The sequence below is a fragment of the Desulfurococcaceae archaeon genome (assembly GCA_038845865.1).
Classification (GTDB): domain Archaea; phylum Thermoproteota; class Thermoprotei_A; order Sulfolobales; family Desulfurococcaceae; genus UBA285.
Genome location: JAWBQJ010000001.1, coordinates 267,444 through 284,710, shown reverse-complemented (window position 1 = coordinate 284,710; position 17,267 = coordinate 267,444). Strand labels below are relative to the sequence as shown.

The 17,267-nt window shown below is 48.3% G+C and carries 20 protein-coding genes; 9 read left to right on the top strand and 11 right to left on the bottom strand.

All coding sequences use genetic code 11. The features are described from left to right. Positions 1-44: 44 nt before the first annotated feature. The 3 genes from QXU03_01435 to QXU03_01425 all read right to left on the bottom strand — a co-directional run bounded on the left by QXU03_01435 (position 45) and on the right by QXU03_01425 (position 3,277). The gene (locus tag QXU03_01435) at positions 45-1,571 is read right to left on the bottom strand and encodes an AMP phosphorylase (GenBank protein ID MEM2170410.1); all 1,527 of its coding nucleotides are present in this window, start codon (positions 1,569-1,571) and stop codon (positions 45-47) included. Between the two features lie 66 nt (positions 1,572-1,637). Next, a complete protein-coding gene (locus QXU03_01430; GenBank protein MEM2170409.1) occupies positions 1,638-1,829 on the bottom strand; it encodes a hypothetical protein in 192 nt (63 codons plus the stop codon). Between the two features lie 44 nt (positions 1,830-1,873). Further along, the gene (locus tag QXU03_01425; GenBank protein MEM2170408.1) at positions 1,874-3,277 is read right to left on the bottom strand and encodes a phosphoglucomutase; all 1,404 of its coding nucleotides are present in this window, start codon (positions 3,275-3,277) and stop codon (positions 1,874-1,876) included. A gap of 113 nt (positions 3,278-3,390) precedes the next feature. Between QXU03_01425 and QXU03_01420 the strand changes: the two genes are divergently transcribed. Genes QXU03_01420 through QXU03_01410 form a run of 3 tightly spaced genes read left to right on the top strand, consistent with a single transcriptional unit; the run spans position 3,391 to position 5,609 of the window. Next, positions 3,391-4,095, top strand: a complete 705-nt coding sequence (locus QXU03_01420; protein MEM2170407.1) for a DUF72 domain-containing protein — start codon at positions 3,391-3,393, stop codon at positions 4,093-4,095. Continuing rightward, entirely contained in the window at positions 4,096-5,115 is a 1,020-nt protein-coding gene (locus QXU03_01415; GenBank protein MEM2170406.1) for an RsmB/NOP family class I SAM-dependent RNA methyltransferase, read from the top strand. It abuts the gene before it with no gap. After that, positions 5,094-5,609 carry a hypothetical protein gene (locus QXU03_01410; protein MEM2170405.1) on the top strand — a complete coding sequence of 172 codons (516 nt, stop codon included), beginning with the start codon at positions 5,094-5,096 and terminating at the stop codon, positions 5,607-5,609. The genes QXU03_01415 and QXU03_01410 overlap by 22 nt, the downstream gene beginning before the upstream one ends. Here the strand turns inward: QXU03_01410 and QXU03_01405 are convergent. The 5 genes from QXU03_01405 to hsp20 are packed head-to-tail and all read right to left on the bottom strand — an operon-like array spanning position 5,606 to position 9,389. Continuing rightward, complete coding sequence (locus QXU03_01405) at positions 5,606-6,379, bottom strand: hypothetical protein (protein ID MEM2170404.1); 774 nt, start codon at positions 6,377-6,379, stop codon at positions 5,606-5,608. The genes QXU03_01410 and QXU03_01405 overlap by 4 nt on opposite strands. 55 nt (positions 6,380-6,434) lie before the next feature. Beyond that, positions 6,435-7,379: a PfkB family carbohydrate kinase gene (locus QXU03_01400; GenBank protein MEM2170403.1), complete on the bottom strand. Its 945-nt coding sequence runs from the start codon at positions 7,377-7,379 to the stop codon at positions 6,435-6,437. A gap of 4 nt (positions 7,380-7,383) precedes the next feature. After that, positions 7,384-8,232, bottom strand: a complete 849-nt coding sequence (gene udp / locus QXU03_01395) for a uridine phosphorylase (protein ID MEM2170402.1) — start codon at positions 8,230-8,232, stop codon at positions 7,384-7,386. 1 nt (position 8,233) lies between these two features. Continuing rightward, on the bottom strand, positions 8,234-8,761 hold the full coding sequence (locus QXU03_01390; protein ID MEM2170401.1) for a metallophosphoesterase: 528 nt from the start codon (positions 8,759-8,761) through the stop codon (positions 8,234-8,236). 55 nt (positions 8,762-8,816) lie between these two features. Further along, positions 8,817-9,389: an archaeal heat shock protein Hsp20 gene (hsp20, locus tag QXU03_01385; GenBank protein MEM2170400.1), complete on the bottom strand. Its 573-nt coding sequence runs from the start codon at positions 9,387-9,389 to the stop codon at positions 8,817-8,819. 109 nt (positions 9,390-9,498) lie between these two features. Between hsp20 and QXU03_01380 the strand changes: the two genes are divergently transcribed. From QXU03_01380 to QXU03_01360, 5 genes are all read left to right on the top strand, one after another. After that, the gene (locus QXU03_01380) at positions 9,499-9,930 is read left to right on the top strand and encodes a secondary thiamine-phosphate synthase enzyme YjbQ (GenBank protein MEM2170399.1); all 432 of its coding nucleotides are present in this window, start codon (positions 9,499-9,501) and stop codon (positions 9,928-9,930) included. A 2-nt stretch (positions 9,931-9,932) separates the two neighbouring features. Beyond that, positions 9,933-11,108, top strand: a complete 1,176-nt coding sequence (locus QXU03_01375; GenBank protein ID MEM2170398.1) for a nicotinate phosphoribosyltransferase — start codon at positions 9,933-9,935, stop codon at positions 11,106-11,108. Positions 11,109-11,124: 16 nt separating this feature from the next. Beyond that, entirely contained in the window at positions 11,125-12,120 is a 996-nt protein-coding gene (locus tag QXU03_01370; protein ID MEM2170397.1) for a hypothetical protein, read from the top strand. A gap of 97 nt (positions 12,121-12,217) precedes the next feature. Continuing rightward, on the top strand, positions 12,218-12,730 hold the full coding sequence (locus QXU03_01365; GenBank protein ID MEM2170396.1) for a hypothetical protein: 513 nt from the start codon (positions 12,218-12,220) through the stop codon (positions 12,728-12,730). A 46-nt stretch (positions 12,731-12,776) separates the two neighbouring features. Further along, positions 12,777-14,186 carry a CoA-binding protein gene (locus QXU03_01360; GenBank protein ID MEM2170395.1) on the top strand — a complete coding sequence of 470 codons (1,410 nt, stop codon included), beginning with the start codon at positions 12,777-12,779 and terminating at the stop codon, positions 14,184-14,186. Here QXU03_01360 and metG read toward each other — a convergent pair. Then, the gene (gene metG / locus QXU03_01355; protein MEM2170394.1) at positions 14,161-14,496 is read right to left on the bottom strand and encodes a methionine--tRNA ligase subunit beta; all 336 of its coding nucleotides are present in this window, start codon (positions 14,494-14,496) and stop codon (positions 14,161-14,163) included. The two genes, QXU03_01360 and metG, sit on opposite strands and share 26 nt — an antisense overlap. A 52-nt stretch (positions 14,497-14,548) precedes the next feature. Continuing rightward, a complete protein-coding gene (locus tag QXU03_01350) occupies positions 14,549-15,259 on the bottom strand; it encodes a hypothetical protein (GenBank protein MEM2170393.1) in 711 nt (236 codons plus the stop codon). Between the two features lie 94 nt (positions 15,260-15,353). Here QXU03_01350 and QXU03_01345 point away from each other — a divergent pair, with 94 nt between their 5' ends. Further along, a complete protein-coding gene (locus QXU03_01345) occupies positions 15,354-16,184 on the top strand; it encodes a D-aminoacyl-tRNA deacylase (protein MEM2170392.1) in 831 nt (276 codons plus the stop codon). 10 nt (positions 16,185-16,194) lie between these two features. Here QXU03_01345 and QXU03_01340 read toward each other — a convergent pair whose 3' ends face one another. Then, positions 16,195-17,235, bottom strand: a complete 1,041-nt coding sequence (locus tag QXU03_01340; GenBank protein ID MEM2170391.1) for a hypothetical protein — start codon at positions 17,233-17,235, stop codon at positions 16,195-16,197. Between the last annotated feature and the right edge of the window lie 32 nt (positions 17,236-17,267).

The window sequence follows — 17,267 nt, the reverse complement described above, 5'->3', positions numbered from 1 at the left end:
TGGTGGCTAGCAACGTGGAGACGTACTTGGCCTTATTTGAAACGCTAGGGGAGGGTCTTTACGAGCATCCCTTCAACAAGTATGGGCTGGTACTCCCTTAGAAGCGAGACCGCTTCATCGAGTCTTGACTCACTGTTACTGTAAAGCGTTAAGAGAGGGTCCCCCCTATTAACCCGGTAACCGATCTTTGCATGAAACTCTATTCCAGCACCTTTGTCGTAAGGCGCTCCACACGCTCTCGCAATGATCGTGACGGCCGCATTGTCTATGTGTGTTACTGCCCCTTCTATTGGCGACTTGAGGGTATAATTATACCTTCCCACAGGTATTTCGTCGGGCTTTATATTGGGGTTTCCTCCTTGCGCTTCGATTATCTGCTTGAACTTCTCATATGCCTTGCCCTCGAGAAATACCTCCCTGGCAACGTCCGCGCCGATGCCGACCTGCGCTTTGCCTGACAGTTCTAAGACAAGCCCAGCGAGCATAATCGCTTTGTCAATAAGGCTCTTACTACCTCGTTTATCTATGTGTGCTCTTAAAGCTTCCCTCGCTTCGAGCGCGGGCCCCACGGACATGCCTATAGGCTGTCCACCATACGTGATAGCGACCTTCACCACGACGCCAAGTAACCCGGACTGCTTGATGAACAGCGAGGCGAGGGATTCCGCCTCTTTTAGCTCTTGTACTTTAGCTCCACGGCCAACGGGTACATCTATAACCAGCTTTTCCACACCCATGGCAAGCTTCTTTGAGAGTATACTAGCCACCATTTGCTGCTCGGGATCGATTGCAAGTTTCCGCTCAATGTTCACAAAGATGTCATCCGCTGGTGCGAGGCCCAGCCTTCCCCCCCACGCAATTAGGCCTTTAACTTTACGAGCTATCTCCACGATCTCGTCAACTGCCAGGTCCACGCGCGCGAGAACTTCCATGGTATCGGCCGTTCCCGCCGGGCTAGTAATGGCGCGGCTACTGGTCTTCGGTATTAAGAGCCCTGTAGCAGCAACTATCGGTACAGCTAAGAGCGCTACTTTGCTGTTACCTGGTACGCCGCCAATGCTATGTATATCGTACACTGTTTCTTCGAACCTTACTTTAACCCCCGTCTCAACCATCGCCTTCACTAGATATGCTAGTTCACCGTTGCTTAACGGGTTATAGAGCTGACTAAGGAGAAACGCGGCTATTTCGGCCTCGCCGTAAACACCACCGACAACGTCCCTGATCAAGGCAACGAACTCTCCTTCTGTAAGCTTTTCACCTCTCATTCTCTTCTTTAACGCGTTAAAACTTTGTGGTAAGCCTAAGGGCTTTATGCCAATAACTTCTCCTTCAGAAACCCTGAGTACGCTCAGTAGGCTACGCGCTACCGCGCACTCTCCGCGCTGAACAGCCGTTCTTGTCGTCACCACTACCACTGAGTGGTGCGTTCCGCCGGCAGTAATGAGCACTATATTACCGGGTTTAATGCCTAGCTCCCCGGCGTCATCCTCATGTAGTATTGCTAGCGGTTGCGTGAACTCGACATCTACCGCTTTAAGCTTAAATGTTCTTTGAACGCTGTATCCCACAAAAATCCCTCGTGTGCGGGAACTATATTATTACCAATACTCCCTTAAAAGTGCTTTTTAGCAACTTTACTGTGTTAATTGCTTCTTCTTGATGCTCTCAACGTACTTACGTAACTCCTCCACGCTGACCTCTAATGCCTCCTCCCTGAGGATATTTTCGAGCACTGTTCTTGCGAGTTCACGTGTAGCGGGATCCAGGTCTCTTAACACGTCTTCAATTGCCTTCTTCTTACTTTTTGATGGCCTGTAAATAGCCATTTCAACCACTCCTCCATTAGTGTCTCCGTTTAAGCCCTGATATACTAACCTATAGTTACTTCTACCACCTTACTTCCTCTTCTTTTAACTGCTTTGACCACAATGCCCTCGACCTTGTTGACGATCTCGGCCAGTCTCTCCCTGCTACGTGCTTCTGCATATATTCGAATCTTGGGCTCTGTACCACTCTTACGCACGAGTACCCATGAGCCGTCTTCGTACTCAAATCTAGACCCATCAATACTGATAACCTTAAGGGGCTCCCCGAGGGCGCCTTTTAGGTCTTCTACAATGTCCATGTAGACACCATCCCTCACTTCTACCGACTCTATAAGGTAGCTACGGCGATCCCACGGGTATTCGGGTATGCCCTCTTCATCAAGTACCCTTGAAAACGGCTTACCGGTTTCGAGCACTATTTTAGTTATTAGCGCGACTTGAAGAACGCCGTCCACCCACGGCCCCCATGACGTGTGAATGAGCTTCCAGGGCTCACCGGCCATGACCACATAGCTTAAACCAAGCTCCTTTACCCTCTCATGCGTTTTGCCAAGAACATACCTCTCAACGGTACCTCCGAGCTTGTAAACCACCTCGTCTACGACGAACCCGGTGTCTATGCTTACGACGACGTGCCCTCTCCTTTTCTCTAAGATCTTTTTTGCAAAGAAGGCTAGGACCCTATCCTGCCTGATAAAACCCTTTACGGGATCTAGAACAGCCACCCTGTCCGCATCACCGTCATGGCTGAAAATGACGGCGGATTCAACGGCGCTGTACAGAGGTAAAAATCGTTCTAAAACATCTTTACGTGGTTCAGGCTGTCTAAACATAAAGAACCCATCTGGGTTACAGTTAAGAGTTACGGGTACGGCGCCAAGGCTACGCACTACGCTGGGAACAATGCTATATGCTGCACCGTTAGCGCAGTCTATTACCACTCTTGGAGTCCACTTAGGCCTCGGCGTACCGGTGAATTCCAACAGGCTATTAGTGTACTCCTTGAGAATGCTGGAGGCCTCCACGAAGTTGCCAGCCCTACTCCATTCTTCGTAGCTAGTGCTTTTAACGAGGCTTTCTATCCTCTCTTCCAAAGTTCTCGTAAACTCAAAACCTTCGGGATCGTATAGCTTTACACCATTATATTCTGGTGGGTTGTGGCTTGCCGTAATGCTTACACCAATAGACTTCTCCTTGCGAGCTGAGAAGGCGGCGACGGGCGTAGGTGCTACACCTACAAACGCAACATCTACACCCGCCGACATTAAGCCCGCCCCAAAGGAGAGCGCGAGTACGGGGCTGGTTGTCCTCGTATCGCAAACTACATGAGCCTTACTCGATAATCCAAGCCTACCCACGGCATTGCCTATTTTCAGCATTAATAAGGGGTCCAGCTCGCCAGGATACCGCATCCTAATACCCGCTGTTCCGAATAGCTTCAACGGCATACACCCACTAGACGTAGCCAGAAACCACCAAGGCTCCTCCGGCTAGATTTAAGTTCGTGTAGCGTATTAAATTATCAATGGAGGCATATCAGCGTTATAGGCGTGCCCGCTCGATGAAGTACGACATATATGTGGGTACATCGGGTTGGCTGTATGACTGGAACGAGGGAGCGTCTCTTGACTGGTACGTAGAGGAAAGCGGGTTGAACGCGGTAGAGTTGAATGCTAGTTTCTACAGATTTCCGTTCAGAAACCAGGTTAAAAGCTGGTCGGTTAAGGGGCAGAAGCTTAGATGGAGTATTAAAGTTCACAGGTCTATTACCCATATAAGGAAGTTCAGGGAAAGAGCCCTTGAGATATGGTTTAAGTTCCATGACCTATTCAAGGCTATGAACGGCTTAGTGGACTTCTACCTATTTCAGTTGCCACCTAATTACTCGTGCAAAGAAGAGAACCTCAGCAAGATTGTCGAGTTTAAGGATAAGACAGGGTTGAGCACTAGGATGGCCGTGGAGTTCAGGCACTCTTCTTGTTTTAACAAGGAAGTAGAGGACTGGAGTAGAGAAAACGGTGTGGTAACCGTGTCAATAGATGCCCCTATAGCCTCATGGATCGTCTCAGTCAAGGACATCATATACCTCAGAATGCATGGTAGAGAGGTCTGGTACGGTTACGACTACAGTAGAGATGAGTTACTGGATATCGCGAAAAGGATTGCAGAGTTGTCACCACGTAAGGTGTACGTTTTCTTCAACAACAATCACTGGATGCTCAATAATGCTAGGTTGATGAAGAGGATACTAGAGGAGAGGCTCTAAGTGAAAGTAGAGGTATCTGAGATCTACCGGCAAATCTTCGTAGAGCCCTCTAAGGAAGCACGGAACCTCGCACTCGAATACGGTTACTTACCCTACATGGTACAGCGGTACATAGACATGCTGGGGTACGAGGACACGCTCAAGTTATTGAGCGCGTTTGAAAAGCCCGTCAAGCCGGTAGTTAGAACAAACACGTTGCTCATAGAGCCTCAAAGCCTTAAGCACAGGCTCGAACGACTTGGATTCAAGCTAGTCGAAATACCGTGGTCGCCCGAATCGTTCTGGGTATGCGAACACCCTGCTTCACCGAGCATAGGCGCGACTCACGAGTACCTCAAGGGATACTATTACGTTCACCGCGATGCTTCAAGCCTCCTCCCGGTATTGCTGTTGTTGCACGATTACCAGGGAGATGTGCTGGATGCCTGTGCAGCTCCCGGGGGAAAAGCCACGTACATAGCGCAGATCCTGAAGAAAAGAGGCGGAACCATCTACGCTAATGACCTAGTGTTGTATAGGTTGAAGGCATTAATGGGGCACTTTATGAGGATGAAGCTTGATAATGTCATAATCACATGGAGCGATGCACGTAAACTCAAACACAGACTTAACCGCAGATTCGGTAGAATAATTCTCGATGCACCCTGTAGCGGCGAAGGACGGGTTTCCGTGGACCCTGGACGGAAATCGAGGACAAGCATACTAGACTTAGCAGTAATGGTCGCTAGGGAAATAGAGCTACTTCACAGCGTACTAGACCTAGCCGAGCGGGGCGGTATGATAGCGTACGTTACTTGTAGCATCGCGCCGGAGGAAAACGAATATGTCGTAGACACCATTCTGAAGCATAGAAATGACGTTGAGATCTCGGAACCCTTTCCTAAATTACTAAGCTATTCTAAGGGACTAACAGAGTACCGGAACCTGAAGTTTGCACGGGAGTTGGAAAACTGCATCAGGCTCTGGCCTCACGTACATGGATTATTCGGGTACACTATATGCCTTCTGAGAAAAAGGTAGCTAAGTTTAAAGTAGGCGTTGTTCCGGGTAGAGTAGTGGAGAGGCTCAGAAACACATTGAGGGAGCTCTATGGCGTAAACCCGGAGGAATACATCACAAGCGGATTACGGTACACTTGTCTAGGCAGAGATCTTTGCATAATATATGGTACGCGGTATTCACCGTCTAAGTTGTTCGTACTTTACGAAGACTCGTGGATTGCGCTTTATGCCAAGAACACGCTCACGCCATCATTATGCCTTATCAGAGAGATCTACGAAAAGCACGGCATGAAAGCGGCCATAGTTGTCGCCGAGAAGGGCGTAAGGGCCTTCTTGTACGGTAACGACATCTTACCGCAAAGCGTAGTTGAAATAATGCCCCCAGAGCTGGGGTTATACGCTGTCATAGACTCTAGTGACATGGAGGTGATAGGGTTCGCCAAGTGGGATGGTAGAAGGCAAGTTTACGAAAACATATATGATGCAGGTATTTTCCTTAGGGCACTTGGTTAAACCCCGACTAAAAATTCTTCGGGCAGATAATTCTTTAGAAGAGCCTTTACCTGCCTTGGGACGAGAATATACGCCCGTTTCCCTTCGGCTTCGATACGTTGTTGGAGCGCCTTGGCTACTACGAGTAGGTTTCCGGGGCACTCCACCAGCTCACCTTTAATTGAATATATCTCAGTGAACTTTAATTGGAAGCCAAGAATCTCGCTTACTACCTGGTTAAATGTCTCCTTGACGTTAACGACGCCTCTTATGGATTCCCGGACAACGTCTAAAAGCACCTCCCCATCCCTGCTCGTTGGTAATAGCTTTACGAGTATGTTCAGATAGTGTGCGACCTTTTCAAGGGCTTGCTGATACTCAAAGTACTTGTCTTCATTACTCTCCGCGTGAACGTAGGTCTTCGTGGACTCGGCGTACGCTATTAGTAAAGTAGCAGATGTTGCAACTATGAAGGCTGTCTGCGGTGCTACTAGTTTTAACGCCTCGCGCAAAGCGCCAATGCACGCCACTAACCGGGGATCGCAGTCATCGAGTACCACTATTACCGGTAGGTTTAATGCGTGAGCCTTTCTCAACGCTTCCATGTACTTCGTAAAGAGCTCTACGGTCTCTTCATCTGCGAATATGAACGGAATAGCCAGGACGACTTTATCGGTGTTGATTACCATTGTATCTACGCCGCAAATTTCCTGTACGGCTTTGCCTGTAATTCTAAGTTTACCTTCACTCTCGTGCACGGTTCTATAATCACAAGCGGGCTTACCGTCCATTAAGAGCTCGAAAAGCCTATTATAGCAACTATAGGTGTGCATTGATATTTACCGTTTAATTGAATTCAGCCGGGCACTCAGCCGGTTTCTCAACCACTACTTTTTTTAGTTGTAGTTTAAATAGCTTATGATCTAGGCGTAGGAAGCTCCCGCGAAAACCAACCTTTAAAGCCCCTGCCGCTACGCCGTAAGCAAGTGCTAGCGAGAGGTTTTTGGATTCAAGGTATTTAGCGTTGAAAAACGCGTTAAACGCGTCTCCTGCTCCCGTGGAATCTACGGGCCTTTTGATCGGTTGCGCCACTCCATGGTAACATGTACCGCTCGGTAGTAAAACAGTTGCACCTCGCTGACCCATTTTCACTACTAGTGTTGAAAGACCGTGCTTAAACAGAACGTCCACCTTAGCGTGCTTTGCGATGTGCATTAACTCCCTTTCATTGAGGAAGAGCACGTCGATGTTTTCTATCAATGTCGGTATAGCGTTTCTTAAAGCATCCGCGTAAATCCCGGGGTCGTAGGTTACCAGAACGGCTCTCCGAGTGCACTTTTTACCTATATCGGCGGCCAGGTCTGGGCTGATTGACGCCATGTGTACTAAGTGCGCGTTCTCGAGGAGATCGTGGGAAACGTCATCGGCTGAGAGCTCTCTATTCGCTCCGGGATATTTTATCATAGTCCTCTCGCCGCCTGCCTGGACTATTATAACAACTAGTCCGGGAAATTCGTCAACTAGTTTTATCTTATCAATGTTAACACCTAACTCTTTCAGGGTAGTAAGTGTTGTTTTTACGTACTCGCTATTAGATGTTGAGGCTACGAGGTAGACCTTGTGCCCGTATTGAGCCACTGCCACGGCATAGTTCGTAGCGGCTCCGCCGGGCCTCATGTCAACGCCTAACGCAGTGAGTACTTCTCCGGGAGCCGGCACGCGGTCTACATATATGGCTATGTCAACATTGAGATTGCCCACGGCTACGTGGGTATAATTCTTGCCGTTCATGCCTTTACTGCCTAGAGACCTCCTTTATGATGCTCGGAGAGAGGTACTTCTTACCTTGCTTACGTAACTCTTCATCCCAGCCCGCAAGGATCCTCACGGCCTCATTAGCTACCTTAATAGCGTCTTCTACTCCTGCCCCCGGAACGAATTCCTCGGTTTCCCGGTTAGCTATGACAGCGCACACCGCTCCTGCACGCAGATTGTATATGTTGGATAGCACGAATATTGTAGACGCCTCCATCTCGAGGTTTAAAACATTGGCACTTCTAAGATGCTCTAGTAAGCCCCTCTGGAAGGGAGGCAAGTAATCGTTAAAGCCCGGCCTTTCTTGGCCTACGTAAAAGCTATCGCTACTGGCTGTCAACCCCACGTGATACCTGACACCGAGGGTTTCAGCCGCCTCAACTAATGCCAGCAGGACATCGTAACTGGCTACTGCCGGATATTCTGGCATTATATAGTGCTTGCTGGTGCCTTCTAGCCTGACTGCTCCGCTTGATATCACTAGATCGCCGATTTTAATACCTCTCCTGAGTGCGCCCGTCGTCCCCGTCCTTATAAAGACTTCTGCGCCGACTCTAGCAAGCTCCTCTATCGCTATAGCGGTGGAAGGCGCTCCAATACCGGTGCTAGTAGCCGATATAAACACCTCCTTGTAGTACCCGCTATAGGTGACAAATTCGCGGTGTGACGCCACGTGCCAGTATTTATCCCAAAACTTCGCTATCAGCGGCACCCTCTCGGGATCACCTGGTAATAGCACGTATCTACTGACATCCCCTGGTTTAACCATTAAATGGTACTGTAGTCCTCTTTCCGTTTCGGGCCTACTCGCACTTTTGGGCTTCTCCATGTTACCACTCTTTCTCTAGAAAGGCTATTTCCGCTTTAAGGGACTTGAGGTCTACTATTGCATAGGACGCGCTTCCCGATAGATAACCGCAGACCTCACCTGGGTTTAAAACGAGCTTTCCATCGATTTTTTCCACGGAGACCTTGTGGGTATGTCCGTAGAGCACCATGTCAACCTTTAAAGACCTGGTAAGAGCGTTTACGAAAGATACGGTTTCATTGACGTTTCCATACCCATGGAGAAGTAACACAGTTTTTCCACGAAGCTCTACAGTACCGGGCTCCACCTTGAATACCCAACCGTACTGCGTAAAGAGGGCTAACAGCTGGTAAAGATCCCCGTCATTGTTACCCTTTACTGCCATTACCTTAATATCCCCGAGAACCTCCTTCATGAGTTTAACTGTAAACGGGCTAATGATATCTCCGAGATGCACTACCAGCTCAACGCGATGTTCTAATAGTCTTCGTAGTACCAGTTTGAGTGCATGTAAATTGTCATGGCTATCACTGATAACACCTATGATCAAAAACACGCACCTCCCGGCCGTAAAAGACCTCCGTAAAGGGGCTAGGGGCTAAGGACTACTCGACCTTTATCTTCGTGCCTTTACTTTCTTCTTTACCGAGCTTTTTTAATCTAACCTCTAAAACACCATTCTTATATGTGGCCTTCGCAGATGAAGGCTCTACTTTGCTCGGTAACTCGACTTCTTTATAATACTTCCTCTTCTCATTACTCGCGCTTATAATCAGTGTTTTATTGTCCTCTGCGACCTTTATTTCGATCTTTTCCTTCTCAACACCCGGCATTTCCGCTATAACTGTTACTTCGTTATCGGATTCGAACACGTCAACCAGCGGTTCCCTTTCCTCCATTATCGTTGGTCTACCGCGTATTCTCCTAACGTTGCCAAACTCCTTAATTATGGGCCTACCATCAGGGCCTATAGTTACGCTAAATCCGTACACGTAAGGACCATACTCGTATTTCTCGTACTCCCTTTCCCTCGTTCTCTCGGGGCTTAATTCACCGATAAATCTCCTTTCGATGTCCCTAATGAACCTTTCCATATCCTCAAGCATCCTTTCAAATAGCTCATCAAACTCGTCTCTCACCCGTCTCCTCTTACGCCACCAGTACTCATCTTCTCCCATCTAGAGTCACCACATCCGTGTAGACTGATTACCTAAACCTACTAATAATGTTTTCTATTCTACGTTTTTAATTTGCCTGCCTCACTGTACTATTCTTGGAGGAGAAGTGGTGCGTTACGACTTGGTAAAGGTCTACACGCAGGTATTGAAAGTTAAAACTAGTGAAAGGTTTCAGTTAGTTGATATTACGGGCATGGTCGAGGAGGTTGTGAGGAATTCCGGTGTATCGAATGGACTGGTGCTCGTGTTCGCGCCGCATGCAACTGCCGCGATCATAGTGAATGAGCGGGAACCAGGGCTCATTAGCGATATACTAAACAAAGTCAAGGAATTAACGGAACCCGGTAGTCCGAAGTGGAAGCATAATACTGTCGACGATAACGCGCACGCACATATAGGGTCAGCATTTTTCGGTGCTGAAAGGGTGTTTCCCGTTGTTAACGGGCGCTTGTTGAGGGGCACGTGGCAGAACATCTTCTTCCTCGAAATGGATGGTCCAAGACCTGGTAGAGAGGTTTGCGTAGTTGTAATGGGTGAATGAGCATGAAATTCTACATTGCGACGGAAGAGGACATCCTTAACGGCGTTGTCACAGACATATACTTCGTCAGGACCACTAAAATTCTGAGAACAAAAGGTATTAGGAAGAAGGTCAGAATGGAATTTCACGTGATGAAGCTTCCTTCACGCCACGAATGGGCAGTGTTCGCGGGCCTTGAAGAGGCGCTATACCTACTCAAGGATAAACCAGTAACCGTTTACGCCGTTCCCGAAGGCACTATATTTAGAGCGGGGGAACCTCTGATGATCGTGGAAGGCTATCTCGATGACTTCGCAGTATACGAGACACCACTACTCGGCATACTACGCCATTACAGTAGCATAGCTACCAAGGCCGCGAGAATAAAGAAGCTTGCTGGAAACAGAACAGTACTGTTCTTCGGGCTGCGTGCACTACACCCTGCAATATCACCGATGGTTGATAGGGCAGCGTACATTGGCGGAGTAGATGCGGTATCGGGCGTTGCTAGCACCAAGTACCTCGGCTTAAAGCCTCAGGGCACAATGCCCCACGCACTCATAATAGCCCTTGGCGACACGGTTACTGCCTGGAAGGCCTTCGACGAGGTCATCGAGGAAGACGTACCGAGAATAATGCTCGTAGATACCTTCTACGACGAGAGGTTAGAAGCGCTAATGGCCGCCCAAGCGCTCGGTAGTAGGCTTTACGGCGTTAGGCTAGATACCCCTAGCAGTAGGCGTGGGAACATGAGGCAAATAGTCGAAGAAGTGCGCTGGACGCTGGACATTCACGGGTATAAGCATGTAAAAATAGTCGTCAGTGGGGGGATCGATGAGAAAGAAATCGTAGAACTGAGGGATATAGTAGACGCGTTCGGGGTGGGAACGAGCATTGCCATGCCCCCCAGCATCGACATTAGCGCCGACATAGTAGAGGTCTTCGAAGACAACGGATGGAGACCCATCACTAAGAGGGGTAAGTTGCCGGGAGCTAAGCAAGTTTACAGAAAAAGACCGGGATTGAACGATGTGGTAACATTGCTAGATGCACCGGTAAAAGTAGCGGAAGACTACGAACCACTACTAAAGAAGTACATGGAAAACGGCAAACTGCTTGTTGAGCTACCCAAGCTCGAAGACATCAGGAACTACGTCCTCGAGCAACTAAGTGAGCTCCCAGAACCAGAGCCCATGTAGCGTTAAGGGTATCCCGGTGTATTCAAGCATCAAGCCACTTGACCACTACTACGTTCTACTACGTGATGGATCGTTAGCTGTTGTTACAGGTAATTGGCACGTAGACTACTGCATAGTGGGCTATGTAAAGTATAGGCCATCCGGCAGGCCGACGCAGTGGAGTGGTAGAGGTGGAGTTTTCTACGAAAGGCTCGTTAAGACCTACGGAGCTAATACTGTGCGTGAACATACGTCCTGGTCCACGTACGTACCATTTTTCGATTCTCACGTACCTTGCATTCCGCTGACACAAGTGGACGGACTGCTAGACCCCCTCAAAAGATCCATGGAAGCTTTACGCAAAGCGTCGGATGGTCTCGAAAGCACAGCGGTCGAGGTGTTATTAGATGTTTCTGTCAGTACCGGCGTCTTACCCGGCATTACGGGATCCCTACTTCCGGGAATTCACAACCCTCACTACAGCGACCTCGACCTCGTAGTGTACGGACTAAGAGAGTCCATTCACGTTGTCGAGTACTTGGCTAGTAACAAGCACACGTACATGGCATTCAATGGCGAGAAGCTAAATATGTGGGCTAAAAACGCCGCTCTGAGTACAGGGCTCTCACCTAGAGATATACTGAAATTTTACCGTAACTGGCGTCGGGGTGTTTTCCGAGGTAAGGAGTACTCCTTCATGTATAATGATGGTGTCTACAGAAACGTGATGCTAATGCCAGCGTTTAGAAGTATTGGTGTGGCCAGGATCGTGCTCGACGCTTACGGAGGGCCCATGGCGCTTAACTACCCAGCTCAGGCAAGTATACTCTCTTATAGGCTCGTTGAGTCGTTAACTAGAATACCGTATGACATAGAACGCCTACTGAGCTATGAAGCGGTCTACATGACGGGACTCTACGAGGGTGGTCGGTTCGAAGCAGAGGGGTTGGTGCAGTGTAGTAATCACCTTGAAACGTGTCGAATGATACTTGGAACGTACGAGTATAAGGGGTTTATGAGGTATTACGGGTGATCTCAAGCTGAGGTTACTGCTAGTTTATGGCCTGTACGGTTCAAAACCGTTATCGCGACTGCTCTGCTATGCTTTAAAGTACCACGGCGCGAACGCCTTGATCCTGCTCGGCGACGTCATTTCCCCAACTATCGTGAAGTGGATCCATGAAGTATGCGGTGCCAGGGTGCTCGGCGTACTCGGTAGATATGATAATGCAGCCACTGTAGCTGCTCTGAGCAGTGTCGATGGTTTTATTGAATGTAAAAGCCTTGAAATCGAGGGTGTATCGATCTATGGGATCGGGCTGAGCGGTTGCGTTAACATTAAAGGAGAAAAAGCGGATATCGTGATTTCAAGTTTACCTGGCTTTAAATATGGATGCTGTAACCCTAAGGTGGACACTGTAGATAGCTTCATTGAGTTACTTAAACCGCGCCTAGTCATCACGGGTTCTTGCAGAAAACCCTGTAGAGCGGGTAACGTGTTTTCACCGGGTAGTATTGCACTGGGATATATGGGTCTGCTCGAACTCGGTGAAGAGTTCTACCACAATGTACGTGCCGTAAATTTACACGGCCTGCACGTATCTTCGTGGGCAATGAATCCCACTAGAGAAGGGATGGCGTAGCAACCCTTTATAAGCTTTTCTTGATTTAACTTGTGTCGGGGCAAAGTTGCTTAGGGCTTTGCTTGAACCAAAAAGCATAGCCGTAATAGGTGCCAGTAGAAGTCCTGGCAAAATAGGCTACGTTATCTTGAAAAACATCATTGAATACGGATTTAAAGGCAAGATATACCCGATAAACCCGCACGCAAGTGAAATACTGGGGGTGAAAGCATATCCTAGCGTTCTCAGCGTGCCCGAGGAGATAGACGTAGCAGTAGTTACTATTCCAGCGCCGGAAGTACCGAAAGCCATTGAAGAATGCGGAAAGAAGGGTATTAAAGTAGCTGTTGTTATAACGTCTGGCTTTGCGGAGGTAGGCAACGTTGAACTGGAAGAGAGGATAGTCAAGATCGCCGAGGAATACGGTACTAGGATTCTGGGCCCCAACATCTTTGGCTACGCATACACGCCGAGCAACGTTAACGCGACTTTCGGCCCGCTCGAAATACAAAAAGGAAATATAGCGTTCATATCGCAGAGTGGGGCCCTTGGAATAGCCCTAATGGGCTGGACGATAATGAACGAGATTGGTTTATCAGCCCTGTTCAGTATAGGGAACATGGCGGATATAGATGCAGTCGAGCTCTCAGAGCTCTTAGCGGATGACCCCCACACACGGGTCATAGCAATATACTTAGAGGGCATTAGACCGGGCAAAGGTCAGGAATTCGTTAAAAAAATGTCCAAGGTAACGGAGAAGAAGCCGGTAATTGTGATCAAGGCGGGTAGGACCAGTAAGGGCATGAAAGCCGTGGCAAGCCACACGGGAAGCCTCGCAGGGAGCGACATCTTATATGACGCAGCATTCAAGCAAGCGGGAGTTATTAGGGCCTACACCGTTGAAGAGATGTTCGATATCGCGCGGGCATTCGCGCAGCAGCCATTACCACGCGGAGAAAACACTATCATAATAACAAACGGCGGTGGAGTAGGAGTGCTAGCTACCGATGCGGCGGAATTGAGTGGTGTAAAGCTCGTTGAACCGAGCTCAGAGCTCATCGAGGCCTTCAAAGAAGCAATGCCGTGGTTTGGAAGCCCTAAAAACCCCGTTGACTTGACGGGGCAGGCTGGGATAGATAACTACGTTAAGGCTCTCAAAGTGGCCGTGGAATCGCCGGAAATAGACAATATCGTGGTTCTTTACTGTAGAACGGCTATACTGGAGCCGAGGGAGCTCGCTAAGGCTATCGTAGAATTTTACGAAGCAAACCACGTGGAGAAGACAACGGTGACATCGTTTGTTGGCGGGGCTGACACCTACGAGGCGATGCAGTATCTAAATAGGCATAACATACCCGCCTACCCGTCTCCTGAAAGGGCCATAAACGCCCTTGGCAAGATGTTGTGGTACAAAGAGTATTTAGATAAAAAAGCTAAACAGCGGGAGGTAGTTAGACAAGTCGCGATCCAGGCTTAACAGGCCTCTCAGCAGTTATTATGACCGGCGGGTCCGTATCTGTAGCAAGTAGCATGCCTTGGCTTTCTAACCCCATTATTCTTTTTGGCTTTAAATTCGCGACTATAACCACATACTTACCGATAAAATGCTCTGGGGGATACCACTTAGCCAGCCCCACAATTACCTGCCTTTCGCCCAGATCACCTAGGTCCACAGATAGCCTGATCAGCCTATCGCTCCCCGTCACGCGTTCCGCCGACTTTACGAGGCCCACTCTAAGATCCACTTTTTTAAACTCATCTATGCTTATATGTTCGCTACCCAGCATAACCGCATCACACCATTCACACGACCACTTAGAGCCCCGGTCCTAATAAAGTTCACATACACTCAGCACCTCCTTCTTTACACATTTCATGAAATATTTCAATGGGAGTTTTACCGGCAAGAAGCTGGTGGGCGTCGAGATCTTTCTTTACCGCTTCATCAACCTCTTCTGGGAGGACCTTTAAAAACCCTTCATACAGCCTCTGTAACCTCTTCTTTCCTTCGAGAAGTGCTGCGTTAAGCAGCTTAATGAATGCTTCAAGGTCCTCGTACTTAATAAACACTCTATCCCTCGTTCTAACGAGTTGCGACACAAATATCCCCGTCACGAGCTCTAAGAAAACGCCCCGTGCCTTACTTAAGTGCATTATCCCACTATGTTTAAAACCGGATTTCCTGGCTACCTCGAGTATTTGTGTGGCTTTTTTCATGGTTGAGGAATAGATGTGTACTATGGGGCCCGTCACGTTTATCCATATTCGCTTGTGAGGTTCGAATCTGTACACGAACACGAGCTCCTCGGGCTTTACAGGTATATGCGCTTTGAACACGATCCCCGTTTCATCTCTTGACCAAGGGTAATCCGAGTCCATGACGACTATTCTCCCACTACAACTGCTCGTCGTATAGAGTTCGCTATCGGTATTTACGAGTACTAAAAGTGGTAATAGGTCCCTGTCAAGGTAACCTATCTCCAGGTCTTCCCAGATACGCCTCCACATGTACTCCTTTCTCGACTTCCACTTCGCGAGGTTAATTCGCATATTAACCTAGCACCACTCTAATCAACATGTCAGAAGCAGCGTTTAGGTTTATAGCTGAAAGCCCTTCTCTTTAGGGCAAGAAGGGGGTTAGGCCGTGATAGGGCTAGCATATAGCGTTAGGGATCCTGCAGGAAAGGGCATAGCAGAGTACCTTGTCAAAGAGCTTAAACTACGCAAGTCGAGCGTCTGTAGATGTTCGGAAGCGTGTTTAGAAGGAGACCTCATCGTGCTCGCGGGCTTTAACGAAGATGTAATATACTTCGACTTCCTAGAGAGTAGGCTACCGAGCGATATTGACTTCTATATAGTACTGTCACGCCACTCCAGCGAAGCTGGGGTAAGAAGCTATACCGTTCACGCTACGGGGAACTTCTCTAGTGATACATCTCATGGAGGGCGCCCCCGCGAGCTAGGCATAGCCTTTCCGAGCGCCGAGTGGTTTATACTTAGATCGCTGAACAGCCTATCGCTAGACTTTAAACGAAGAGATGAGTATGAGGTTAGCTACGAGGCAACGCATCACGGTCCCACAAGTCTAGCAAAACCTGTATTCTTCGTTGAAATTGGTAGTAGTATTAACGAGTGGGCTGATCCTGTGAATCACGCGGTGGTAGGAGAGGCCGTGAAGTCCCTTATATCAGCCTACCCGCCTTCAATACACTGTACACCTGTTATTGGCATTGGAGGAGGGCATTACCCGAGAAAACATACCGAGGTATCTCTTAGAGAGAATTTATGCTATGGGCACATAGCATCGAAACACGCACTGAATTACCTGGACATAGAGCTATTATACGCAATGATCAAAAGAACCCGTGAACGCATTGATGGCGTCGTCGTAGAGAAGAAGAGTACGAGGTACGAGCACCGGTTACTCGTGGAGGGCTTTTCGAAAGAAGTAGGTATTAACTTGAAGTACATCTGAACGCTTTAAGTTACCTTAACTTGACAACCTCGTCCCTCACCCACCTCCTTGTCAACTTAAACCACACTAGCCTAATGTTAATTTCATCGAGCCGGCTACCCGGTACTTCAATTACGCGCTCTAATGTACTACCTGGTGGAATATTTACCCGAGAATCCTGTAGAGAGCACAGTACGTTGCCCCTTTTCATCAAGGACACTATTAGCTTGTCCGGCGGAGACTCGCCTTTGTTACAGATCTGCAATTTGAATTTAAGCTTGTTTCCTTCTAGTGAGTGATCTACACCGCACAGCTCAAGTAATGGTTGCTTAACCACACTACTGTAAACCGTTAAACTGGAAATGACCAAGGGTGAAGACTTTTCGGGGCTTGGCCCCACCTCTACGAATTCCGTACCTCTATCGAGGGTTAACGTGTATTCCTCTACGCGTTCCTGGGGGATTTGGGCGGCGGTTTTGTAGTTGTTTGCGGTTATTTCAACTTTAACATGTTTAGGTGTGTAAGCAATTAGCCTTAGAACAGCGGGTTTACCGCAAAACTCTCTGGTGGCGAAACTGACCTTTTCGCTGTTCTCGAGTAGCATTAACCCCGATGAATGTTTGTATGTGGTGTATGCGTCTTGGTCTTCGTATATTGCGTCTAGGAGTATGTACTTGACGGCGAAGGGGTTTCCCCCTTCATACTTGATGAGAATGTTAACCCACTCCTTGTCTACTATTTCGTGGGCATTTAGTATGCTCGTTACGTCGTAGATGAACTTGTGCATTCCGCGTTCGCCGTCGTCGGCCATTATCGAGTACGCTGGCTTGAATTGTCTAGTTATGCTTATGTTATCGAGCTTCAATCTCCACTCGGGAACAGGCCTTCTCGACTCTACCAGGAGCTCTAAGATGGCGTAACTGACCCTCCTACTTCCTCTATTGAAAAGGTTGATCGGCATCAGTATTTTGGAGTTGTAGCTGCTGAGGGTTTCTTCTACGGGTTTAAATACAGTTAGTAAATCTCCATTGGTACTTACTGCGGGTATCATGCTTAAACCGCCTTTGGGCATAACGGCTACTCCTCTAGCACCTTATCTAGAAT

Excerpts from the sequence above, each read along its gene's own strand:
- QXU03_01425 (MEM2170408.1), bottom strand. The coding sequence starts at position 3,277 with ATGCCGTTGAAGCTATTCGGAACAGCGGGTATTAGGATGCGGTATCCT.
- QXU03_01430 (MEM2170409.1), bottom strand. The coding sequence starts at position 1,829 with ATGGCTATTTACAGGCCATCAAAAAGTAAGAAGAAGGCAATTGAAGAC.
- hsp20 (MEM2170400.1), bottom strand. The coding sequence starts at position 9,389 with ATGGGAGAAGATGAGTACTGGTGGCGTAAGAGGAGACGGGTGAGAGAC.
- udp (MEM2170402.1), bottom strand. The coding sequence starts at position 8,232 with ATGGAGAAGCCCAAAAGTGCGAGTAGGCCCGAAACGGAAAGAGGACTA.
- metG (MEM2170394.1), bottom strand. The coding sequence starts at position 14,496 with ATGCTGGGTAGCGAACATATAAGCATAGATGAGTTTAAAAAAGTGGAT.
- QXU03_01410 (MEM2170405.1), top strand. The coding sequence starts at position 5,094 with ATGCCTTCTGAGAAAAAGGTAGCTAAGTTTAAAGTAGGCGTTGTTCCG.
- QXU03_01405 (MEM2170404.1), bottom strand. The coding sequence starts at position 6,379 with ATGGACGGTAAGCCCGCTTGTGATTATAGAACCGTGCACGAGAGTGAA.
- QXU03_01400 (MEM2170403.1), bottom strand. The coding sequence starts at position 7,379 with ATGAACGGCAAGAATTATACCCACGTAGCCGTGGGCAATCTCAATGTT.
- QXU03_01340 (MEM2170391.1), bottom strand. The coding sequence starts at position 17,235 with ATGCCCAAAGGCGGTTTAAGCATGATACCCGCAGTAAGTACCAATGGA.
- QXU03_01375 (MEM2170398.1), top strand. The coding sequence starts at position 9,933 with ATGAAATTCTACATTGCGACGGAAGAGGACATCCTTAACGGCGTTGTC.
- QXU03_01420 (MEM2170407.1), top strand. The coding sequence starts at position 3,391 with ATGAAGTACGACATATATGTGGGTACATCGGGTTGGCTGTATGACTGG.
- QXU03_01350 (MEM2170393.1), bottom strand. The coding sequence starts at position 15,259 with ATGCGAATTAACCTCGCGAAGTGGAAGTCGAGAAAGGAGTACATGTGG.